The sequence below is a fragment of the Pseudomonas sp. VD-NE ins genome, assembly GCF_031882575.1.
Taxonomy (GTDB): Bacteria; Pseudomonadota; Gammaproteobacteria; order Pseudomonadales; family Pseudomonadaceae; genus Aquipseudomonas; species Aquipseudomonas fluorescens_BZ.
In genome coordinates this window covers 3,656,578-3,678,717 of the sequence record NZ_CP134772.1, presented here as the reverse complement: position 1 = coordinate 3,678,717, position 22,140 = coordinate 3,656,578, and the positions used below count along the sequence as shown (strand labels likewise).

General features: G+C 58.2%; 18 protein-coding genes. 14 read left to right on the top strand and 4 right to left on the bottom strand.

The genetic code is table 11. The features are described 5' to 3' along the window. Window positions 1-380 precede the first annotated feature (380 nt). A complete protein-coding gene (locus tag RMV17_RS16470; protein ID WP_311881208.1) occupies window positions 381-2,768 on the top strand; it encodes a TonB-dependent receptor in 2,388 nt (795 codons plus the stop codon). Next, entirely contained in the window at window positions 2,758-4,173 is a 1,416-nt protein-coding gene (locus RMV17_RS16465; protein WP_311881207.1) for an APC family permease, read from the top strand. Before RMV17_RS16470 ends, RMV17_RS16465 begins: the two co-directional genes overlap by 11 nt. A 166-nt stretch (window positions 4,174-4,339) precedes the next feature. Here RMV17_RS16465 and RMV17_RS16460 read toward each other — a convergent pair whose 3' ends face one another. Then, entirely contained in the window at window positions 4,340-4,801 is a 462-nt protein-coding gene (locus tag RMV17_RS16460) for a DUF3574 domain-containing protein (RefSeq protein WP_311881205.1), read from the bottom strand. Between the two features lie 685 nt (window positions 4,802-5,486). Between RMV17_RS16460 and RMV17_RS16455 the strand changes: the two genes are divergently transcribed. Genes RMV17_RS16455 through RMV17_RS16415 form a run of 9 tightly spaced genes read left to right on the top strand, consistent with a single transcriptional unit; the run spans window position 5,487 to window position 15,158 of the window. Continuing rightward, window positions 5,487-6,746: an aminotransferase class III-fold pyridoxal phosphate-dependent enzyme gene (locus RMV17_RS16455; RefSeq protein WP_311881204.1), complete on the top strand. Its 1,260-nt coding sequence runs from the start codon at window positions 5,487-5,489 to the stop codon at window positions 6,744-6,746. After that, window positions 6,736-7,239 carry a GNAT family N-acetyltransferase gene (locus tag RMV17_RS16450; protein ID WP_052229446.1) on the top strand — a complete coding sequence of 168 codons (504 nt, stop codon included), beginning with the start codon at window positions 6,736-6,738 and terminating at the stop codon, window positions 7,237-7,239. The genes RMV17_RS16455 and RMV17_RS16450 overlap by 11 nt, the downstream gene beginning before the upstream one ends. Before the next feature lie 7 nt (window positions 7,240-7,246). Beyond that, window positions 7,247-7,729: an adenylyltransferase/cytidyltransferase family protein gene (locus RMV17_RS16445; RefSeq protein WP_311881203.1), complete on the top strand. Its 483-nt coding sequence runs from the start codon at window positions 7,247-7,249 to the stop codon at window positions 7,727-7,729. A gap of 13 nt (window positions 7,730-7,742) precedes the next feature. Next, window positions 7,743-8,393 (top strand): hypothetical protein, encoded by a 651-nt coding sequence (locus tag RMV17_RS16440; protein ID WP_034155460.1) that lies wholly within the window; start codon window positions 7,743-7,745, stop codon window positions 8,391-8,393. Window positions 8,394-8,413: 20 nt separating this feature from the next. Continuing rightward, window positions 8,414-9,460, top strand: a complete 1,047-nt coding sequence (locus RMV17_RS16435; RefSeq protein ID WP_311881201.1) for an NAD(P)-dependent oxidoreductase — start codon at window positions 8,414-8,416, stop codon at window positions 9,458-9,460. Then, the gene (locus RMV17_RS16430) at window positions 9,454-11,718 is read left to right on the top strand and encodes a glycosyl hydrolase family 65 protein (protein WP_311881199.1); all 2,265 of its coding nucleotides are present in this window, start codon (window positions 9,454-9,456) and stop codon (window positions 11,716-11,718) included. The genes RMV17_RS16435 and RMV17_RS16430 overlap by 7 nt, the downstream gene beginning before the upstream one ends. Then, entirely contained in the window at window positions 11,715-12,956 is a 1,242-nt protein-coding gene (locus RMV17_RS16425) for an MFS transporter (RefSeq protein ID WP_034155458.1), read from the top strand. Before RMV17_RS16430 ends, RMV17_RS16425 begins: the two co-directional genes overlap by 4 nt. Next, complete coding sequence (locus tag RMV17_RS16420; protein ID WP_311881198.1) at window positions 12,940-14,043, top strand: DegT/DnrJ/EryC1/StrS family aminotransferase; 1,104 nt, start codon at window positions 12,940-12,942, stop codon at window positions 14,041-14,043. Before RMV17_RS16425 ends, RMV17_RS16420 begins: the two co-directional genes overlap by 17 nt. Next, window positions 14,040-15,158, top strand: a complete 1,119-nt coding sequence (locus tag RMV17_RS16415) for an NAD(P)/FAD-dependent oxidoreductase (protein WP_034155456.1) — start codon at window positions 14,040-14,042, stop codon at window positions 15,156-15,158. Before RMV17_RS16420 ends, RMV17_RS16415 begins: the two co-directional genes overlap by 4 nt. A 4-nt stretch (window positions 15,159-15,162) precedes the next feature. Here RMV17_RS16415 and RMV17_RS16410 read toward each other — a convergent pair whose 3' ends face one another. The 3 genes from RMV17_RS16410 to RMV17_RS16400 form a co-directional block, all read right to left on the bottom strand. Then, complete coding sequence (locus RMV17_RS16410) at window positions 15,163-17,547, bottom strand: DUF3772 domain-containing protein (protein ID WP_311881197.1); 2,385 nt, start codon at window positions 17,545-17,547, stop codon at window positions 15,163-15,165. Window positions 17,548-17,715: 168 nt separating this feature from the next. Beyond that, the gene (locus tag RMV17_RS16405; RefSeq protein WP_150750974.1) at window positions 17,716-17,907 is read right to left on the bottom strand and encodes a hypothetical protein; all 192 of its coding nucleotides are present in this window, start codon (window positions 17,905-17,907) and stop codon (window positions 17,716-17,718) included. Between the two features lie 124 nt (window positions 17,908-18,031). Next, window positions 18,032-18,910 (bottom strand): LysR family transcriptional regulator, encoded by an 879-nt coding sequence (locus tag RMV17_RS16400; RefSeq protein ID WP_311881196.1) that lies wholly within the window; start codon window positions 18,908-18,910, stop codon window positions 18,032-18,034. A 156-nt stretch (window positions 18,911-19,066) separates the two neighbouring features. On the opposite strand from RMV17_RS16400, the gene RMV17_RS16395 reads away from it, so the two are divergent. The 3 genes from RMV17_RS16395 (at window position 19,067) to RMV17_RS16385 (ending at window position 22,098) form a co-directional block, all read left to right on the top strand. Next, a complete protein-coding gene (locus tag RMV17_RS16395; RefSeq protein WP_034155512.1) occupies window positions 19,067-19,492 on the top strand; it encodes a VOC family protein in 426 nt (141 codons plus the stop codon). A 112-nt stretch (window positions 19,493-19,604) separates the two neighbouring features. After that, a complete protein-coding gene (locus tag RMV17_RS16390; protein ID WP_311881194.1) occupies window positions 19,605-20,861 on the top strand; it encodes a cation:dicarboxylate symporter family transporter in 1,257 nt (418 codons plus the stop codon). 133 nt (window positions 20,862-20,994) lie between these two features. Continuing rightward, window positions 20,995-22,098, top strand: coding sequence for an alkene reductase (locus tag RMV17_RS16385; protein WP_311881193.1), 1,104 nt, complete (start codon window positions 20,995-20,997; stop codon window positions 22,096-22,098). Window positions 22,099-22,140 lie beyond the last annotated feature (42 nt).

Below are 22,140 nucleotides of genomic sequence, written 5' to 3'. Positions count from 1 at the left end.
GTCCTGTCAGTCGATATCTTAGTTGGCTGATACACCGTCATCGCTGGCAAGCCAGCTCCCACAGGAATCGTGTTTACAGTTGATTTAGTAGTTTGTTAGTTGGGTTAAGTGTTGGCTCAGCAACACCTCTGTTGAACTAAGAACAACTTTTTAGAGCGATCTAACCTAAGCGTTATTGGTTCTTTTGCGATCAACTGAAGCTCGTCTAGCATCGGGCTTCAAGGGGAAACGTCTCACGCTGGGGAAACTGCAACTCACCTAAAAAAAGCCTCTACTGCCTTCCAGAAATCCAAAACTACAGCAGACATTGCCGCGCATTGCTTGCCGAACTTTATTGTCGACAGCGGCCGGGTATTAACTGCGATTCAAGGAGCTGTTATATGCATTACCGTTCCCGTTCATTACTGGCGGCTGCCGTTGTGTCCGCTATCTGGCAACTTCCGGCCAACGCAGAAGAAACTTCCGCCAGCGCCGCCAGCGAATCGCGACTTGGCACTGTACTGGTTACCGGTACTCGCGGCACTTCACGCACGGTGCTTGACTCGCCGGTGCCGGTCGACGTGCTCACCGCTGAAGACCTCAAATCCGCCGGCGCTGCTGACGGTGAATTGGGCGCGGCGTTGCAGACACTGTTGCCATCCTTCAGCCTGCCGCGTCAGTCCAACTCCGGCGGCGCCGACCATGTGCGCGCCGCGCAACTGCGCGGCATGAGTCCGGATCAGGTGCTAGTGCTGGTCAACGGCAAGCGTCGCCACACGTCAGCGGTGGTCAACGACTCTTCGAAGATCGGTCGCGGTACCGCACCGGTGGATTTCAACTCGATCCCGCTCAGCGCGATCAAACGCATTGAAGTGCTGCGTGACGGCGCCGGTGCGCAGTACGGCTCCGATGCGATTGCCGGGGTGATCAACATCATTCTCGACGACGCGCCCGAGGGCGGCGAAGTGTCGACCAGTTATGGCGCCTATCACACCCATCAGGACGCCATCGGCAAGACCACCACCGACGGCCAGAACAGCGTGACCACGGCGAAGATCGGCACGCGTTTGGGTGAGGAGGGCGGGTTCATCCGTGGCGGCACCGAATACAAGGATCGCAACCCGACCAACCGCGCCGGTTTCGACGGCTTTGCCGACACTCCCGACCAGCGCAACTATGTGATGGGCGACGGCGTTGCGCGTGACGTCAACCTCTGGTTCAACAGCGAATTGCCGCTGGCCGGCGGCAAGGCCTACAGCTTTGGCACATACAACCAGCGCCACACCACCGGCGCCGAGTTCTATCGCTACCCGTACGAACAGCCGCAGTTCTACCCCAACGGCTACTTGCCGCAATCGCTCGGTGACAACAAAGACGTCTCGGCCACCGCCGGTTTCAAAGGCCTGATCGGTGACGAGTGGGATTTCGACAGCAGCGTCACCCACGGTCGCAACCGCTTCGATGGCTCGACCCGGCGCACGCTTAACGTCAGCCTCGGCGAAGACTCACCGACGAAGTTCGACACGGGCGATTACGAGCTGCGCCAGACCACCAGCAACCTCGATTTCAGCCGTGAACTGCGCCTCGGCGAGCGCTCTTTTGTATTGGCGGTTGGCGGTGAATACCGCTACGAAAACTACCTGACTTACGCCGGTGACGAGGCCTCCTACATCGGCTCCGGAGCCGACGGCGCCAATGGTCTGCGCCCGAGCGAAGAGTCGGATCTGGATCGCAACGTGTTCGGCACTTACGCCGAGTTGTCCGGCGATCTCACTGATCGCTTTTTCGTCGACGCCGCCACGCGCTGGGAACATTACGACGACGCCGGCAGCAAACTAACCGGCAAACTCAGCGGTCGTTACAAGCTCACCGAACAATGGGCCTTGCGCGGTGCGGTATCGAACGACTTCCGCGCGCCGTCGCTGGCCCAAAGCGGCTTCCAGAACACCACCAGCAACTTCGGCGATGGCGGCACGCTGACCGACATCCGCGTGCTCTCGGTCAACGACCCGATCGCCCGTGCACTCGGCGCCGAGAAGCTCGATCCGGAAACCTCGAAGAACTTCAGCCTCGGCCTGACCTTCCAGTTGAACGAACGCTTCGATGCATCCCTGGACGTTTTCCGCATCGACGTCAAAGACCGCATCACCCTGTCGCAACGCATCGGCAGCGATGCCCTGGAAAACTACATCAACGACAACTTCGGCGTTGCTGGCGTGCACGACGTCAACTTCTTCACCAACGCCGCCGACACCAGCACCCACGGCGCCGAACTGGTGCTCAACTACCACCAGCCGTTCTACGAAGGGCAACTGGGCCTGACCACCGCGTACACCTACAACCACACCAAAGTTACCAGCACCAAAGGCACACCATCTCAACTGACGGCGCTGGGCATCGGCAATGACGCCCTCGTTGGCGTCGAAGAAACCAACACCCTGACCGATGCAGCGCCAAAGGACCGTTTCATCTTTTCCGCCAACTGGGCCAGCGAACACTGGGGCTTGCTCGGGCGGTTGACCCGCCAGGGCGAGACCACCCGGGTGTTCGATTTCGGCGACTCGCAACCGGAGCAAACCTACGGCGCGGTCTGGCAACTGGACGCCGAGGTGGCGTACAAATTCACCCCGAAATTCAACATCGCGGTAGGCGGCAACAACCTCACCGATAACTATCCGGAACGTTCCGGTTCGGCGATCAACTACGGCGGCAACCTGCCGTACGACGTGCTCTCGCCAATCGGCACCAACGGCGCCTATTACTACGCCCGCGCTACCTATGGTTTCTGATGCGGGACCGGGGCGGCACCTGCCGGTGTTTCAGGCGTTGCTGATCACGCTGGGCATGGTGATCACCACCGACATTCTGAAAACCGCACCGACCGTCGCCCTCAATGTTGGCCCGGAGCATTTCTACCTGGTGTGGGTGCTGGGCGGCGTCGCCTCAATGATCGGCGCGCTGTGCTTTGCCGAGATGGCCACGGCGTTTCCGTACCCGGGCGGCGACTATCACTTTCTGCGCACGGCGTACGGTGAACGCATGGGATTCTTGTTCGCCTGGTCGCGGTTTTCGGTGATGCACACCGGGTGGATAGCGTTGTCGGCGTTCATGTTTGCCGATTACGTCAACGCGGTGGTGCCGCTGGGGCAGTACGGTTCGGGGCTGTTTGCCGGGGCGGTGATTGCCGCGTTGGTGCTGCTCAATCTCACTGGCAAACACATTGGTTTTATTACCCAGACCTTGTTGGTGGGGCTGTTGGCGCTGGGCTTTTTGAGCATAGCCAGTGCGGGTGTTTTTCTGGCCTGGCAAGGCATCGAACCGTCTGCGCCGACGCTCTCGCCTGTCGCGGAAAACACCGGCATGGCCGGGTTCTCGGCGGCGATGATTTTCGTCTTTCTGGCGTTCGGCGGCTGGAGCGATGCGGCGACGTTATCGGCGGAAGTGCGTGATGGCCGGCGGGGGATTTTCATCGCCATGCTCGGTGCGCTGAGCGTGTTGATGGCGATCTATCTGGCGCTCAATTGGGCGTTCGTTCAGGGGCTGGGGTTCGCTGGATTGGCGGCCAGCAATGCGCCGGCGGTCGAGTTGTTGAACCGTGCATTCGGTGCGCCCGGTGTCATGTTGATTCTGCTGATGGTCGGCATCGCTGCGATCGCCACGATCAACTCGACTTTGCTGGTCGGCGCGCGCACCACCTACGCTGCTGCTCGCGATGTGCCGCAACTGCGCAGTTTCGGCACTTGGGACGATCGGCATGGCGTACCGCGCAAAGCGTTGCTGGCAGAAGGTGCGGTGGCGTTGTTGCTGGTGCTGTTTGGCAGTTTCACTCAGAGCGGCTTCAACACCATGGTTGAGTACCTGACCCCGGTGTACTGGCTGTTCCTGGGCTTGAGCAGTGTGGCGCTGATCATCCTGCGGCGGCGCTTTCCCGAGGTGCCGAGGCCGGTGAAGGTGCCGTTGTATCCGCTGTTGCCGCTGCTGTTTTTCGGGTTGTGCCTGTACATGCTGTGTTCCAGCGTGACGGTGGTGGGGTTGGGGGCGTTTTTGGGGATTGCGGTGTTGCTTGTTGGTGCAGTGCTATTGGCAGGGTTGAGCCGTTTAAAAGCGAACCCTCATCGGAAACGCCGCCCGCCCAGCCCTCTCCCCGAGGGAGAGGGAGCCGACCGAGTCGTCTTGGGGGATACATCGACCTGAAAGACCGAGTCGATTATGGATTCGGTGAGGCAAATACAGGTCGAGTCGATTATGGATTCGGTGAGCCATGCTCAGGTCGGAGTAATTCTCCAATATCCCCCAATCGGTTCCCTCTCCCTCTGGGAGAGGGATAGGCGGGCGGCGTTCCGATGAGGGGCTTCTGATTCTAGAAGGACACCTCCGCCGGCTGCGACAACCGCAGCACCGACAAATCCCCGGTAACACGCTTGTAAGCCAATCGAATCGCTTCGATGTTGCCCGCATTCTTCGCACTGTTCTCATGCAAAATCACAATCACCTTGGTACTCAACCGCTCAGGTTCCTTCGCTCCCTTATCCCGCCACTGGCCGTAAGCATCAAACACGCTGAACCCATCCGGAAAGCGCGACGTGACCTCCTGATCAAGAAACTCGCGCCAGCGCGCCGGGCTGACTGCACCGTCCTTGCCATCGATCGAACCCACCGAGAAATACAGCTCGGTGCGAATCCACTGCGCCTGCGCCGGACGCAAGGCGTCGCCCTGCAGAGTGGAACTGGATGGATCGTGGGTGTGAACAGAGGGGGGAGGAGGGCTGGCGCAACCGGCGACCGCGACGAACAGTGCAGCCAGTAAAAAGCGTTTTGGCATGGAGCTTTCCTTCTTATAAATGAGTGCAGGCGGGGCAATTATAGAATGCGAGCTTAATAGCGATAAAAGATTAAAAAGCTTGCCTTGTCTCTATTTCTGGAATAAGAGATTGCGGCGTATTTAATGTGTTTCATATCCAAAGGTTTTAAAACGATTCGCGTCAGTTCCGGGTATGTGCTGCCGTGCGCCAATTGTTAAGAGATGAGCCTTGCTTCTTGAATAGTCGGACAATTAATCGAGCGTCTCAGATACTCAAGGAATTTGCGTATCAGATTTTTTATATTGAAGCGTTGGTCGGAATGGGTGGCATAACCTGCTGATAAGTTTGCTTTTTAATAAATTTATAATTTTTTGAAATAAGCTGCGCGGGTTGTTTGTCTGTTTGTGTTTAAGGAACGTTTTTCTTTATGGGAATCAGCTTGTTGTGTTTGCGATTTAGTTTTTAAATTGACGCTGTGAGAGGGCGAGGCTAGGTTCTTTCTTCACAGCTTTACTTGACTAAGTGTTTGTCTGATTTCGAATGTCGCGCGATTTTTCGTGTGAGTTTTTCGCATGCCTTATAACGCCTGTGTTTTGCGTGAGTGCAGGGTTGTTATTCACATTCGATGGTATGAAGGGAGTGTCAGTGGTCATGGATTGTTTAAGAGAAACACGTGTTGGAAATGTACTGTCAGGATGGAATCACTTGTCGGTAGTTGGACCGATCAATGTGCAGAATACTGCGGGTGCGCGTATTCAATTATCCTCTGGCGAATGGTGCGACGATTATATTATGGGTTGGGGTTCATGCCTGTTGGGGCACGACAGTCCGGTCATCAAACATTCGATTAGCAAAGCCTTGGAGCGAGGTTTTCTCCAACAATACGAAACCGATGAACATCGCCTGTTGAGCGAGAAGTTTTGTGCGGTGGTGCCGTGCGCCGAGAAGTTGCGACTGGTGAACTCCGGCCTGGAAGCCACCATGTATGCAACGCGCATTGCCCGTGCCGTTACCGGCAAACGAATCATCATCAAGTTTGAAGGCCATTTTCACGGGCTCAATGATTCGCTGACCTGGAACGTCGATTCTTCGCCACGCTCGGGTGAGGTATTGGCCGGCGGAGAACTGGAGCGTCTGTCAGGTACTGTGGGTATTCCGAACGAATTCGGAAGTTTGACGGTGGCGGTTTCGTGGAACGATCTGGAAGCCGTGGAGCACGCCTTTGAAAAGTACAAGGACGATGTCGCGGGCGTGATACTTGAGCCTGTCGCCCTGAACCTCGGCTGCATCAAACCGGACGAGGGCTTTCTGCAAAAGTTGCGGGCTCTCACCACGCGGCACGGGGCGCTGTTGATTTTCGATGAAGTGCTGACCGGGTTTCGCGCCAATATCGGCGGTGCGCAGAAAGATTTCGCGGTCACTCCTGACATTGCCGCCTTCGGCAAGGCGTTCGGCTGCGGCATGCCCATCGCCGGTATTGCCGGTAAAGCCGAGTACATGGATGTCATCGCGCCCCGCGGTCCGGTGCAGATCAGCGGCACCAACACCGGGCGCTATCTTTCTGTGTCCGCCGCACTTGCCGCTATCGATCACCTGCAGGACGGTGCGGTGCATCGGCATGTTGCCGGGCTGGAGTCTCAGTTGAAATCGGGACTTCGAGATGTGTTCGATAAACACCGGATTCCCTGCCATATCGATGGTTATGGCGGTCGAATCGGCGTCCATATCGGCACTTCCGAACGTCCTCGGACAATGAAGGAGATAGAAGGATTTTATCCGATCGATTTTGCTCAGAAGTTGTTTTACCTGTTGTCCTGCGAATACAACCTGTATGGCTTCCTGATGCCCCTTGGTTACTGTCCGGAGCCGGTAACACTCAGCGCGGCGCACACAGCGGAAATGATCGCGGATGCCTGTGAGCGACTGGATTCGGCACTCAAGAGGATTCCATTCCATGGAAAATGAACTTGATCAGGATATTTGCATTCGCCGATTCATAAAGTCCGATATGCCGGCAGTGTTGGTACTTGTCGCACAAATTGGTTCCAGCGAGGACTTGACTGAATCTGCCGGTGAGCAATTTGCCCGGGAACTCGCTGACCCAAAACATGAGGGCGTTCGTTTTATTGCCGCACTTGGCGATGTGGTTATCGGAACCATGGGGTGCGCTCCGGGCCCTATCCCGTCAAAGCATGTGTTATGGGCGGACTGGTTGATTGTTGACAGTGAATATCGTCGATATGGCGTTGCGTCATTGTTATATGACGAGATTGAAAAGTTTGCGCTGGAACATGAAAAGTCCTGGCTGTGTCTCGATATCGGCAATATCGACAGAGAACGGGCGGCTTACCGCTTTCATTTACGCAATGGTTTTCAAATCGTCGGGCAACTTCCCGATTATTGGGGTGATTTTGAACACTTGAACATCATGGCTAAATCTCTCAAATCAAAGGATTGAATTTATCATGGGCGTTTTGAATGACATTACTGCATTGCAGGACGAGGCGGTTTATTGCCGCGAAAAAGGTTTGGTGATCGGGCTTTGTCACGGTTGTTTTGACATTGTTCACCCTGGGCATATTTATCATCTGCAGCGCGCCAATACGATGGTCGATCGACTGTTCGTATCCGTCACCGCAGACCCATACGTGAACAAAGGCTCGGACCGGCCGGTATTTCCCGATCGAAAGCGCGCGGAGTTTCTCGCTTCCATCCGTTATTGCGATTACGTCATCGTCAACCATACGGCTACCGCTGAATTCATGATCAAGACATTGCGCCCCAATTTGTATTTCAAGGGCGCGGATTACACCGATGGATCGGACACCAGACTGCAGGCGGAGCGGGCGCTGGTTGAAAGCGTGGGAGGGCGGATGGTGCTGACGGACGACAAGATATTCGACTCGACTTCCAGGATCGCTCAACTGGTCATGGCCAAGAACAACTGACAGGTAAACAACCATGTCGAACCTTTTACTGATTGATCTCGACGGAACAATGATCGACACACCGCATTTTGAAGCCTGGCGCAATGCGGCCCTTGAGTTTTCAGGACAGCAACTGACGCCGCAGCAGTACATCGAGCACATCGCAGGGCGGCCACGCATGGAAGGCGCTTCCCGACTGCTGGCGCTGACCACCCGTCATGCCAGCGGTGCAACGTCCGCAAGGTTCAGCGCCGACGAGCTGGCCGCGTACAAACAGGAGGAATTCCAGCGGCTCTCACCGGGCACCGAGCTGTTCGAGGATTCTTTGCGATTGCTGCAGCGCATCGAAGCGTCTGCGCAGCCGGTGATGTTCTATACGGCGTCGCTGAATGCTCCGCAATTGTTCGAGGCGGCGCTGAAACGGGCGAACGTATGGGGACAGGCGCCGGTATCGATTACCCGACAAGCACCCAATCAAACCCGCGACAAACTGGTTCAACAACTGATCGGCGACCACGCTCCGCAGGATGTTCACCTGATCGATGACAGCCCCTATGCGACTGACCTGGCGTGCAGTCTGGGCGTGCGCGCCTGGCAGATTCGCCGTGATCCGCTTGAACCCAAGGCTAGCCATCCACGCGCTTCAATACTGTCATCGCTTGATGAATTCACGCTGGCGCACTGACCACAGGGAAGGAATTAACCATGAAAAAGGAATCAACTGTTCTTGTTACGGGCGGTGCTGGCTACATTGGCTCGCGTCTGGTGCCCAAACTGCTTGCCGCCGGGTACCGCGTCCGGGTGCTGGATGCGCTGTATTTCGGCAACGGGCTCGAAGGTGTGCTGAACCATCCTGGCCTGGAATTCATCAAGGGCGATATACGCGATCCGGCGCTCGTGGAAACGTCGCTGCAAGGTGTCGACACCGTTGTGCATCTTGCTGCAGTGGCGAACGATCCGAGTTTCAATTCGGCCCCGGAACTGGGCCAATCGATAAACATTGATTGCCTGCCGCATCTCATGAGCAGCGCCAAGCGTCTGGGTTGCCGGCGGTTTATCTACGCGTCTTCAGCGAGTGTCTACGGCGTCAATGCAGAACCTTTTGTCGACGAACGCCAGCCCTGCGTGCCCATCACCGACTACAACCGGTTCAAGGCTGATGGCGAGAAGATACTCTTCGAACTGACCGATTCATCGTTCGAGACTGTCGCGGTTCGCGCCGCCACGGTGTGCGGCTGGTCGCCCCGGCAACGTCTGGATCTGACCGTGAACATCCTGACCGCCAGTGCGCTGGCGCGCGGTGAAATCACCGTATTCGGCGGCAGTCAGTATCGCCCCAACGTGCATATCGGCGATCTGACCCGGCTGTATACGATGCTGGTCGAACGGAAGTCCCTGGGCGAGGTGTCCGGGACGGCAATCAATGTCGGCTACGAGAACCACACGGTGACCGATATTGCCAGTCAGGTAAAAGAGATCGTCGATCGGTACTTCCGCACCAATGTGCCGATCACCACGACCCACAGTGACGATGTTCGATCCTACCGGCTGGACTCCCGACGGGTGCAACAGACGCTGGGTTTCGAATTCATCTTTTCGATCCGCGATGCGATCGTCGAGATCTGTGAGCAGTGGCAGTCGGGGAACTTCAAGGACAGCGGCGATGTGTTAGCGGATATCCGTTATCACAACGTACGCAACATGCTGCACAACGACTGGTCGTTCCAGGCGTCAGGAGGCGCATCGTGCTGAGCATTTCCTACGGCGAGCACCGCGAAGACATCGTCGCGATCGACGCGAGATCGTCGTCCTTCGCGGCGTGCGTGGCGACCCTGGCCAATCCCTTGCTCGGCGTGCGTGCGCACATGCCCAACGCATCGCCACGCAGCCGGCGCACGCAGTTGCTGTTGGCGGGGGTGTATGCGGCCGGTGTCGGCGTCTCGCGGGAAATCATTGCCTTACCCGCGCCGGCCATCCTGCGGCTTTACGATGTTGACACGGGGTTGCCTCTTGAGCCGGCAAGCAACGAACCCGTGGTGGTGTTGGCACTCGATCAGGCGACCGTCAGCAGTTGCGAGCAGTTTCAGCTGGCCGGTGTGCAATATGAGCTGACGGTCACCCAGTTCATTGATGCCCCGGATCAGGCAGCGGTGTCGACGCAGATCAGTTTGAAACGCCTCGGCACGGGCAACGCACGCCATCGATTGAGGCTTGATTACGGAGTGGATGGCAGCGCGTCGAACGAATACCTCGGGGCTTGTGACTGGCTGACCGCGCGGCATTACCACTTCGGGCAAAGCGTTGTCGATCAAGCGTCATTCAGCCTGATCGTCGATACGGCCGAGCAGCATCTGCGTTATGACGTGCGCGTCGAACAGGCGGATTCAACGGCGAGTTCCGTCGTTTCCTGGCGGCAGGGGCAAGAGGGTTGTGTGGCTTCGGTGACCCTGGACTTTGCAGCGGTCAGCCAGCACCGGTTGGTGACGCATTGGCGGGTGGGCGTCGATAGCGATCAGCCCCCCCCTGACACGTTTGCCGGCGACTTTGATGTCGCAAGGATTCAAGGCTGTCATTTGAGCCAATGGAACAGCCTCTGGCGTGAGCATGAAGTCACCATTCAGGCTCCGCACACGGGTACTGATCTGGGTATGAAGTACGCAGTATTCCAATTACTGCAACATGGCCTCGGCGCTGCGCATGGCGCCAATGGCACGATATCGCCGGCGCGAGGCCTGACCAGCACTTACCATTCTGGTGCGACGTTCTTCGACACCGAACTGCACAAGTGCATGTTCTGGATCTGGAACGCGCCGGACGTTGCCAGGGCATTGATCGACTACCGCTACACCTTCATCGAAAAAGCGCTGCAGTTCGCGCGTTCCAGTGGCTTTTGCGGCGCACGGTTCCCGGAGGCGTCCAACGATCAGGGCGGCGAAAATGGCCCGCATTATGTGTTGTCCTATCCTGAACAGGACATAAGGCGAGAGTGGAGTGTCGATGAGGTTCTGCACATTTCGGCAGACGTCAGCTATGCCGTGAACAAGTACTGGGCGGTAACCGGTGACGACGCGTTCATGGCGTCTCGGGGCTACGAAATCCTGATAGAAAGCGCTCGATTCGCGGCATCGGTGTTCAAGTGGTCAGAGAGCAAGCAGGCGTATGTGGTGAATTCGGTCATGGGCCCGGACGAGTATCACTACCACGTGAACAACAGTTTCTTTACCAATTACCTGCTGCGCTGGAGTATCCGGCGGGTGCTTTCATTGCTCGACCGCCCGGGTTTTCCCGGGGTGTCTGGCGCGCAACGCCGACTCTGGCAAGCGATAGCCGATAACGTCTACCTGCCGTGGATCACGGTGGACGGGGTGGCCATTCCTGAGGAGTTCGAAGGTTATGCGGCATTGCCGGACACCCGGCTGCGTGTGGTCAAACAGCGTGGGCCGCAGTTTGCCGACGAGGTCGAACGCGACAGCGCGGAGAAACTGCAAAACTTCGATTCGCAACTGGTCAAGCAGGCCGACATCGTACTGTTGATGTCGATGTTTCCCGACGATTTTTCAGCGGCCGTGAAGCGCGCCGCGTTCAATTACTATGAACCGCGTACGGTGCATGAGTCCTCGTTGAGTTACGGTCCGCATGCCGTCGTCGCCGCGCATCTGGGCGAGACGCACACCAGCGCCGATTTCATTGCCCGGGCCAGCCGCTACAACCTCGACTTCACGCCGGTCGACGACTACAGCAACGGGCTGCATCTTTCCGCCTACGCCGGCGCCTGGCAAGGATTGGTCGAGGGGCTGTCGGGGCTGGATATCGAATCGGGCCAACTGGCCTTCCGACCGAAGTTGCCCGCACACTGGCAGGCTTACCATTTCACTCTGCAGTTCCGCGGTCAAAGACTGCGGATTTCCGTACTCGGTGACGACGAGCTGGAGATTCGCCACGGCGATCGCCAGTTGCCGACCCTGCGCGGCGAGGATGGACGAATAGGCCTCAAGGAGGGGCATCCATGATTTCTATCAAAGAACGCTTGTCACCTTACAACGAAGCCTTGGGGGTCTTGCCGTTTCGCAAGTTGCTGATTGGCCAGGGCCTGTCGATGGCCGGCGATGCCATCTGTCTGGCGGCGCTACCGATCGCACTGATTCGCGACGGTTTCGGTGGTGATGTATTTGGTTTCATCATGGCTGCCGTCGGTGTCGGAACCGTTATCGGTGCCCTGGCCGGGGGGATGCTGGCGGATCGCAAATCGCCCCGGCAAGTGCTCATCTACACCGATACGGCGCGAGGTCTTGCGCAACTGGCCGCCGTTGCGCTGCTGATGACAGGGGCGCACTGGGGCTTTTTGGTGCTCGCGTATCTGATCTTCGGTATCGGTATTGGTGTATCGAAACCCTGTGCACAGGTGCTGCTGGTCAATCTGTTGCCGAAAAAGGCTCTGGTGGCGGGCAACGGGGCGATGAACTTCATCGATAACCTGGTCGCCATTCTGTTTCCGGCGACGCTGGGGGTGTTCATCATTCTTTGGGACCCGGTGTGGGGGATCCTGATCGATGGGCTGACCTTCTTCTGCGCTGCCATTTACACCGCGCAGCTGCCGAATGTCGGCCACCATGAATCGGAGGAAGAGTTCTCGCTGCGTGAAGCGCTAAACGGCATCACCGTGGTCGTCAACAACGCCACGCTGCTGCTGGGTTTTGCCGCGACGCTGGTGGTGAACGTGTTGTGTTTTCCGATCTTTCTGGTCGTTGCGCCTTATGCGATCAGTCAGCGCTTCAGTGAAGACATGTGGGGTTATTGCCTGGCGGCATCGGGATTCGGCGCTTGCATCGGCTCGGTCATCACGGTGCTGGCCTCGGGGCATGAGCGACTGGTGGGGCTCGCCGTCACTTGCGGATTGTTCCTCGCGGGGGCAATGGCCTTGCTCGGGCTGGGCACATCGGCGTGGATGGCGATTCTCGGAGCGACGTTTGTGGGCATCGTCGAAGCGTCCTGGCTCACCGGCTGGGCAACCGCCATGCAGACCCATTCCCCGGAGAAGGATCTGGGCAAGGTCGTCGCGGTCGATACCTTCGTGACCAGCGGCGTGCACCCCTTCATCTATCTGGGCAGCGGTGTAGTCGGCGGAATCGTCGGCTACTCCCAGACCCTGACGCTTACCGCTGTTGTCAGTGCGGTCGGGACCCTGCTGATTGTCCTGACTTCACTCATGTTCATGCCAAGGAGTGCGCGAAATGATCAAGTGCAATAACGTCCAGGAACAGGCCCAAGACCTTTCGAGCGAGATCTTCGAGCGCTGGCATGCGCTCCTGCAGTCAGGTGAATTCATCCTGGGTGAAGAGGTTCTGGCGTTCGAAGCCTGGATGTCGGAGCGCTGTGGCGGGGCGCATGCGGTGGCCCTCAATTCAGGCACGGATGCGTTGTTTCTGGCATTGCGTGCGCTGGATATCGGGCCCGGCGACGAAGTCATTACCTGCGCCAATACCTTTGTTGCCACCGTCGGTGCCATTGTGGCGGCAGGTGCCCGGCCGGTCCTGGCGGACGTGGGCGACGATGAGCTGATGAACGTCGATACGATTGCGCCCCTTTTGAATGAGCGGACCAAAGCGGTCATTCCGGTCTATCTACGCGGACGTCCGCTGAATATCGATGCCATCCTCGACCTGTGCCGTGCCCGCGCAGTGGCCGTCATCGAGGATTGCGCACAGGCGATCGGCACCACCCTCGACGGTCAGCAAGTCGGCACTCGAGGCGATGCCTCAGCCTTTTCCATGCATCCGTTGAAGACGCTTGGGGGCCTGGGAGATGGCGGGATGCTGGTCACCCGCAATCCGAAGATTGCCGAATACGCACGTATTGCTCGCAATCATGGTCTGGAAACCCGTAACGAATCGGTGCGGTTCGGTATCAATTCGCGCCTCGACTCGTTGCAGGCCGCGGCGCTCAATGTCAAAGCGCAGTATCTGGATCAATGGCTGAAAAGACGTGTGGAAATCGCCGCTTTCTATGATGACGTCCTCGGCACCACCCGTACGGGTACTGACCTGGGTGGCGGCAAGCCGGGTAACGCCTATTATCACTATGTCGTGCAGTCGCAAAATCGTGATCGCTTGCAGGCGTTTCTGGCGCAGCACGATGTGCAAACGGCCGTTCATTATCCGCTGCCCATCCATTGGCAAAAAGCCTGGTTGAGCAGTCAGCCGCGCATCGTGCTGGCCAATACCGAACGTCTGTCCCGAGAAATGCTCACCCTTCCTTGTCATCATCATTTGTCGGATGGCGAGGTGGAGAAGGTCACCACGCTGATCAAGCAATTCGAACGCGCGGGGGGGAGGTGAATATCGATATCGAATGCGTGGTGATCGGCGCCGGTGTGCTCGGGCTGGCGGTGGCCCGGGCACTGGCCTCGAGTGGGCGTGAAGTGATTGTGGTGGAGGCGGGCGAGGGCATCGGGACGGGCATCAGTTCGCGCAATTCAGAGGTCATCCACGCCGGTATCTATTACGCCGGCAACAGCTTGAAGGCGCAAATGTGTGTGCAAGGCAACCGTCGTCTTTATGCCTTCTGTGAGGCGCACGCCGTGGCTTGCCAGCGTCTGGGCAAGCTGATCGTTGCGACCGATGACGCGCAGCGCGGTGCCTTGCAACGCTTGTGGGAGCAGGGGCGGCGCAACGGTGTCGAGGGCTTGCAGTTGCTCGACGCCCGCCAGGCGCTGGCGCTGGAGCCGGAACTGTCCTGTGTCGCGGCACTCTGGTCGCCCTCCACCGGAATTGTCGACTCCCATGCCTTGATGCTCGCCCTGCAAGCGGATGCCGAGTCCTTGGGCACCTCGTTTGCCTTTCATACCCCGTTTGAATCCGCTCGGTGTCACCCTGACGGGATTGAGTTGCGAATGGGCGGTGCGCAGCCCATGACCCTGGGGTGTCGCGAACTGGTCAATTGTGCCGGTTTGTCGGCGCCGCAAGTGGCAAGTCGTATTGCCGGCCTGTGCTCATCGTTCATTCCCGTTGCGCAGTTGTGCAAAGGCAGCTATTTCAGCTTCAGCGGGCGGATACCTTTTCGGCATCTGGTTTATCCCGCACCCGAAGCCGCCGGACTCGGTGTCCACATGACGCTCGACCTCGCGGGGCAGGCGCGCTTCGGGCCTGATGTGGAATGGGTCGCGGAGGTTGATTACCGCGTTGACCCGCAACGGGCCGACAGCTTTTATCAGGCAATTCGCCGCTATTGGCCAGGGCTGCCCGATGGCAGTCTGCAACCGGCGTACAGCGGCATCCGCCCGAAGATCAGCGGCGAACAGCAACCGGCGGCGGACTTTGTCATCAGTGGCCCAGCGGCGCATGGCGTGCCGGGTCTGGTGAATCTGTTTGGCATCGAGTCTCCGGGGCTGACGAGCTGTCTGGCTTTGGCGGACCGCGTCGTGCAGGAAATCGGCGGTTGTTCGCCTCATTGATTACTCACGTACTCGCCGCCGGCTTCGCCAGCGCAATTCCCGCCGCCCCCAGACGCTTGAGCACTTCAAACAAAAGATCGCTCTTGGTCACCCCGACAATCCTCGGGCTGCCTACATAACCGGTGACCGTCAAGGTGATCCCGTCCGGCGACAACTTGCTGAAGCGCACGAACGGTGCCGGCTTATCGAGGATGGTTTCGTTCTCCCGATAAGCGTTGAGCAACAGGTCTTTCACCTCTTCAGGATCGATATCCAGCGGGAACACCAATTCCAGTGACGCCACGCCTTGCGCGCTGCCGCCCAAGGTCACGTTGCGCAGGTTCTGCGAGATCAGTTGCGAGTTGGGCACGATGACGATCGAGCGGTCGCTGAGCTGGATTTCCGTGGCGCGTACGTTGATGCGGCGGATGTCGCCTTCCACGCCGCTGATGCTGATCAAGTCGCCGACCTTCACCGGGCGTTCAGTCAACAGAATCAGGCCCGAAACGAAGTTCTTCACGATCTCCTGCAAACCAAAACCGATGCCTACCGACAACGCACTGACGATCCACGCCAGATTGGTCCACTGCACGCCCAGCGACGACAGCGTCAGCAGAATCACGAAGGCGTAACCGATGTTGGAAAACAGCGTACTCAGCGAGGCGCACATGCCCGGGTCCATGTCGGTCTTGGGCAGAAATTCATTGTCGAGCCAACGGCGCAGGGCGCGGATCAGCCAGATGCCGATCATCAGCGCCAGCACGGCATTGAGCAGATGGCCGGGGACGATGTTCAGCTTGCGCAACCCGGCGCCGCCAAGGATTGCCATGATGTTGCTCGCCAGTTGCCCGAGCGTGGTGCCGATGCCACCGACAAACAGGGCGATCACCGCCAGCAGCAACAGCGCGGCACGGCTGAAACCGGACAGCAGAATCGAGATCTGATCGAGTCGCCGATCACCGATACCCAGTAGCTGTTTGAGCGCCTTACCGCTCGCATGTCTGGGTGAAAACACGTGCTCGCAGACGTCCTTGATCAACTGGATCAGCAGGTAGAAACCCGACAAGACGATGTACGCCCACACCAGCTCATAACTTATGAACCGCGCCAGCGACACGTAGCCAGCCAGCAGCGCGATCGCCGAGACAAACATCGACAGGCTGGCAATGGTGTAAATCACCCCGGCGAACGTACTGTTGGCCGCCGCCGCATCATTGACCGCGACCAGTGCCTTGCGCACCTTGCCGACGCGCAACAGCAGCACCGTCACGATCGCCAGCACGACGATCGAAATGACCCCGCGGCCGGCGATCACGATCTGGCTGCTCATGCCGGTGGCATTGCTGACCTGCACCAGCGTCACCAGCACCAGTAACGTGCAGGACAGAATGCGCGGGTAAGGCCTGAGCGCCAGCGCCACCTGATCGGCAATCGCCGGCAGGCGCCACGAGGGATGTTCGGTCGACAGCAACGCGCGGCTCAACCCGGTGAGCAACACGCAGGCATACACGACCTTCTCGAATTCTTCGGAGAAGGTTTCCAGCACCGGCGGCAACGGCTGGTGGCGGGTACAAGCGTAGAACAACAATTGCAAGGCAATGCCGGTGGTGGCGATGGTTGCCAGCGCCGAGGCGAACGCCAGCGCACTGCGGCGCAGACGTCCCTCGGGCATGCGGTAAATGCACACCCAGGTCAGACCGCGCTCGGCCAGCCTGCGGCCGAATGTCCAGATGATCAGCGCCAACGCCATCAGCACACTGGTGTAGATGCGTTCGCCTGGTGCCCACACGGTGGCCCAGGTATCGCGCACCTGCGCGACGAAAAAGCGCAGGCGCTGACGATCATCCTCGGTCGGACTCACCAGCGGTGACCAGAAACTTGGGCTCAGCACGCTGTCAGTACCCAGCGTCAGTTCGCTCTCCAGCAACGTGCGGCGGATGCCGGCGATCTGCGTAATCAGATCCGCCGCGCTCTGCTTCAACGCCGCCAGGCTCTTCAAAGTGCCGTCGACCTTGCTCTTTTGCTCGGCCAGCGACGCCCGTTGCGCGACGATGTCTGCCTGCTCCGCCGCCAGATCGGCATCCGGCGCAGCCCCCAGCACCCCCAACTGCACCGCCAGTTGCGCCTGCTGCGGCAACAACGCCGCCGACAACCGATCGACATCCAGAATGAACGCCTGCACCCGATCCTGCGGGCCTTCGAGCTGGTTGTAGTTGTTCGCCGCGGAAATCTGTTGTTTGAGCCCGTCGAGGCGTTGTTGCAGCGCCTGCAGATCGCTTTGCGAAATCACCGGCAACGGCGCGGCAGCGCTGGTTACCGGCGCCGGCAAGTCGGCTGCCCACAGCGTCGGACTACCGCCAACAAGCAGCATGAATACGACAAAAAACAACGACTTCAATGTGTTGCGCATGGGTGAGGCGGCTCGAATGGATCACACAGTCTATGAGGTTAGGTGATCGAGCCGATCGGGGAGGAAAACTTTCCGGCAGAGCAGGGCAGGTGCGCAGCACTTCCAGACGAAAAAAGCCCGACGGATGAGGTCGGGCTTTTCTTCGGTGACTGCGCTGAAGCGCTGCATTCAGACGGCGCGGCGTTCGAGCAAACGGTCTGAACCGCCTTCGGCAACGGCATCGCTGAACAGCGGATCGGTCTGGGTCGCGGCTGCCACTGCATCGCTGAACAGTGGATCAGTCTGGGTGGCAGGTTCAGCGGCAAAAGCATTCAGGGCGAACAGTGAGAAAGCGATGCTGAAAAGGGCTTGGCGTTTCATGAGTGTGTGCTCCGTGGGGTAGTGGTTAGGTCTGGAGCCGATCTTACGCCGCGAGCCTGATAAGAGAACTTCATTGAATCAATGGTTGTTATTGATGCGGTTAATGATTGTTTTTTTGAAGGCCTCACTCATACCCCATCTTCACCTGAGCACTGATCAGTTCAGCCAGCATCCGCACAGGTTCTGTAAAAGTCTGCCGCGACCGGTGCACCAGCCCAATATCACGGTGAAAGGTGTGCTGCCCGAGGTCGAGCACCCGGACACCGGCAGGCCATGCAAAGTCGGGCGCCGTTTGCGGCACCAGCGCCACCCCGACACCGTTTTCGACCAGTTTGATAATTGCTTCCAGCTCATCCAGCTCGCAGACCTCACGCAGTGTGAAATGCATCTGCCGCAAAAAGCGGTCGACCTGCCTGCCGCCAAAGGAAGATCGGTCATATCGAATGAACGGCTGGCTGGAAAGTAACCGGGACCAGTCATCGCCCGGCACATCGCGTGGCACGATCAACCGGTAAGGCTCCAGCGCCAAGGTGGTCCAGCGCAGATCACTCTGCAGTGAGAAGGGCGGGCGGATGATCACGGCCATGTCGATCTCGCCAGCATCCACCAGGTTGACCAGTTCCATCGATAAACCCGGCACTACCCGGGATCGGCACTGCGGGCAATGTTGGTGAAACTTTGCCAGCGCGTCAGGCAGGTAAGAGCGCTGCACCGAGGCAATCGCGCCAATGTTGACCAGCACGCTGGGCGGCAGTCCCACTGTTGTAGTCCCGAGGCTGTCGTAGAGCCTGAGCAGTTCTTGCGCCTGCAGGAGGATCTGCTGGCCCATTTTGTTGAGGTGTGCCGAGCGTCCCTTTCTGTCGAAAAGCTCGAAGCCGAGTTCTGCTTCCAGGCGCTGAATCTGTGCGCTGACGGCAGCCTGCGTGAGGCCGATCCTGTTACCGGCAGCAGCGAATGTGCCTTCGCGTGCTACGGCGATGAGTGTCTTCAGTTCTTTGATCATTCACAAATATTAATTGTGATTCTAAGAAATATATATTGATTTTTATGTTTTGTTTTCCGTCCTAGGATGTTTCCCATCCCCCGGCAGCGGCTGAACCCAAGGCGCCGATGACGGCAGGAATGTTCGCCAACCCACAACAATATGATCGGAGTTCTGATGAGCCTCTCGCCTTTCCACCTCGCTATCCCCGTTTACGATCTGGCTGCAGCGCGCACCTTTTACGGTGAAGTCTTTGGACTTGCAGAAGGGCGCTCCAGTCATCAGTGGGTCGACTTCGATTTTTATGGCCACCAACTGGTCATTCACGAACACCCGAAAACCGCGTCCCAGGAAAGTGTTCACAGCAACCCGGTCGACGGTCATGACGTTCCTGTTCCGCACTTCGGCATCATTCTGGGCTGGCAACAGTGGGAAGCCTTGGCCGAACGCCTGAAGTCCTTTGGCACCGAGTTTGTGATCGAACCGTACATTCGCTTTCAGGGGCAGGTTGGCGAGCAAGCCACCATGTTTCTCTTTGATCCATGCGGCAACGCTCTGGAATTCAAGGCTTTCAAGGATATGAGCCAGCTCTTCGCCAAGTGACAAACGTCATGGCACAACCCGGTTGTGCCATTCGGTCTCAAGTGAGCTGGAAGCTCATGACTCTAGCAACTGCCCTTAGCGCAGACCTTTCATTCCAACAAGAAGGCTAGACATGAAACGTATTCCTCTGGTGTGGCAAATCGTTGCCGGGCTGTTGCTTGGCGTGCTCGTCGGTTGGTATTTCAATACCCATCCGCAGTATCAGACATGGGTGAGTGCGGAGATCCTCAAACCCCTCGGTGACATCTTTATCAAGATGATGAAGATGGTGGTTGTACCCATTGTGTTCTGTTGCATGATTCTGGGGATTGCCGGCGGTGGCGATAACAAGTCATTTGGCCGCATGGGCATCAAGTCACTGGGGTATTTCTTTGCGATAACCGCGCTGGCGATAGTGGTCGGCCTGTGTTTCGCAAATATCTTCGAGCCGGGTACCGGCACCGATATTTCCGGCCTGTCCCACGGCACGGCGTCAATCAACATGGAGCCGTCCAAAGGCGCGCTGGTGATCTTGCAGAACATCGTGCCGGACAATGTTCTGCTGGCGATGTCAGAAGCAAAATTGCTTTCGGTGCTGTTCTTTGCCGTGCTGTTCGGCCTCGCCCTGAATGCGCTGCCGAGAGAAAAAAGTGCACCTGCAATCGCGCTGGTTCAGAGCATTTCCGACGCGATGTTCAAAGTGGTCTCAATGGTCATGGCCTACGCGCCGATTGGGGTCTTCGGCATGATTGGCGCAACGGTCGCGACGTTTGGTTTTGCCTCGCTGTTGCCGTTGCTCAAGTTGATCGGCGTGGTTTACCTGGCGCTGGTGGTCTTCGCCTTGGTGATACTCGGTGGCATTTGCTACTTGATTGGCGAGAACATTTTCAAATTGATCCGCTACTTCCGCAGTGAATTGATTCTGGCGTTCTCAAGTGCCGCATCCGCTGCGGTCATGCCGCAGTTGATGAGCCGGTTGGAGAGCTACGGCGTGCCGCGTCGGATCGTCAGTTTCGTGGTGCCGGTCGGGTATGCATTCAATCTGGACGGCGCTTCGATCTTCCTCGGGGTCGCGACAATCTTCGTCGCGCAGCTCTATGGCATCGACCTGTCGCTGTCGCAGCAGATCCTGCTGGTGGTGACGATGGTGCTGACCTCGAAAGGCGCGGCGGGGGTGCCTGGGTTTGCCATCATCATCCTCTCCGCAACGTTGGCTTCGGCCGGTCTTCCTTTAGAGGGTGTGGCGTTGATCGCAGGTATTTTCAGGATCATCGACAGCGGCACGACCACGCTGAATGTATTGGGCAATGCCATCGCACCGCTGGTGATTGCCAAGTGGGAAAGAGCAACGCTTGAACCTGCACGCGTTCGTCCAGCGGCCGAAGTGTGAGTCTTTAACCGCGAGTCGGTACGACGCATATCTGCTGTTTAAACCGCACTGATAACGAGTGCTCGCCCGCTAACAAAGGGGCGTTTTTTTCCGTCTTTTTACTAGACGACCGGTCTATTGATTTGGAGTGTTTATGATTGATAACGCTGTTGATACCGACCTTTTTTCGCCCATGGCCATGGGCGCGCTGCAATTGGCCAATCGAATTGTCATGGCACCCGTCACGCGCAGCCGGATGGCTGACGACGGTGTGCCTAACGAAATGCACGCGACGTATTACGCCCAACGCGCCAGTGCCGGTTTGATTATCGCCGAAGCGACGAACATTTCTGCCCAGGGGCGCGGCTATGCGATGACCCCGGGAATCTGGTCGCAAGCGCAGGTCGCCGGGTGGAAGAAAGTCACCGATGCCGTACACGCCGCGGGCGGAAAAATCGTCAGCCAGTTGTGGCATGTCGGGCGTTTTTCCAGTGTCGAGTTGCAGCCCAATGGCCAGGCACCGGTCGCGCCTTCGGCGATCAAGGCTGAGGGCAGCACGTACACCGAGAAAGGTTTTGTCGAAGTGTCGATGCCGCGTGCGCTTGAGACCTCGGAAATTCCCGGAATCATCGAGCAGTACAAACTGGCTGCCGAGAACGCCAAGCGCGCCGGTTTCGACGGTGTGGAAGTGCATTCTGCCAACAGTTATCTGCTCGACCAGTTTCTGCGCGATTCGACCAATCAGCGCACCGATCAGTACGGCGGCTCCATCGAAAACCGTGCGCGGCTGACGCTGGAGGTCACCGAAGCGGTGGTTTCGATTTGGGGCAGCGACCGCGTCGGTATCCGACTCTCGCCCGTAACGCCCGATGCCGGCAATACGCCGCCCGACAGCAACGTCATGGCAACTTATGGCTACCTGATCCAGCAACTCAATCGATTCAATCTGGCCTACCTGCATTTCGTCGAAGGCGCCACGGCCACTTCGCGCACCGTGCCGGCGGGCGTGGATCTGGACGCGTTGAGTGCGCAGTTCGAAGGCGCGTTCATTGGCAACAACAATTACGACCTGGCGATGGCGCTTGAGCGTCGGGCGCAGGGCCGTATCGACGCGGTGGCGTTTGGTCGCTTGTTCATTGCCAACCCCGACCTGGTGGAGCGTCTGCGGCGCGGTCTCGAACTGACCATTGCGCCGCGTGAGAGTTACTACGGCGGGGGCGCCAAAGGCTACATCGATTGGCCAACCGCTAACGCCTGAATGACTGCCCGGACGCCATCGCGTTCACTGTAAAGAGGAACG

Bases quoted from the DNA above. Each gene is read 5' to 3' on its own strand.
- RMV17_RS16435 (WP_311881201.1), top strand. From the start codon at position 8,414: ATGAAAAAGGAATCAACTGTTCTTGTTACGGGCGGTGCTGGCTACATT.
- RMV17_RS16410 (WP_311881197.1), bottom strand. From the start codon at position 17,547: ATGCGCAACACATTGAAGTCGTTGTTTTTTGTCGTATTCATGCTGCTT.
- RMV17_RS16425 (WP_034155458.1), top strand. From the start codon at position 11,715: ATGATTTCTATCAAAGAACGCTTGTCACCTTACAACGAAGCCTTGGGG.
- RMV17_RS16405 (WP_150750974.1), bottom strand. From the start codon at position 17,907: ATGAAACGCCAAGCCCTTTTCAGCATCGCTTTCTCACTGTTCGCCCTG.
- RMV17_RS16470 (WP_311881208.1), top strand. From the start codon at position 381: ATGCATTACCGTTCCCGTTCATTACTGGCGGCTGCCGTTGTGTCCGCT.
- RMV17_RS16385 (WP_311881193.1), top strand. From the start codon at position 20,995: ATGATTGATAACGCTGTTGATACCGACCTTTTTTCGCCCATGGCCATG.
- RMV17_RS16395 (WP_034155512.1), top strand. From the start codon at position 19,067: ATGAGCCTCTCGCCTTTCCACCTCGCTATCCCCGTTTACGATCTGGCT.
- RMV17_RS16445 (WP_311881203.1), top strand. From the start codon at position 7,247: ATGGGCGTTTTGAATGACATTACTGCATTGCAGGACGAGGCGGTTTAT.
- RMV17_RS16460 (WP_311881205.1), bottom strand. From the start codon at position 4,801: ATGCCAAAACGCTTTTTACTGGCTGCACTGTTCGTCGCGGTCGCCGGT.
- RMV17_RS16450 (WP_052229446.1), top strand. From the start codon at position 6,736: ATGGAAAATGAACTTGATCAGGATATTTGCATTCGCCGATTCATAAAG.
- RMV17_RS16420 (WP_311881198.1), top strand. From the start codon at position 12,940: ATGATCAAGTGCAATAACGTCCAGGAACAGGCCCAAGACCTTTCGAGC.
- RMV17_RS16390 (WP_311881194.1), top strand. From the start codon at position 19,605: ATGAAACGTATTCCTCTGGTGTGGCAAATCGTTGCCGGGCTGTTGCTT.
- RMV17_RS16440 (WP_034155460.1), top strand. From the start codon at position 7,743: ATGTCGAACCTTTTACTGATTGATCTCGACGGAACAATGATCGACACA.
- RMV17_RS16465 (WP_311881207.1), top strand. From the start codon at position 2,758: ATGGTTTCTGATGCGGGACCGGGGCGGCACCTGCCGGTGTTTCAGGCG.
- RMV17_RS16400 (WP_311881196.1), bottom strand. From the start codon at position 18,910: ATGATCAAAGAACTGAAGACACTCATCGCCGTAGCACGCGAAGGCACA.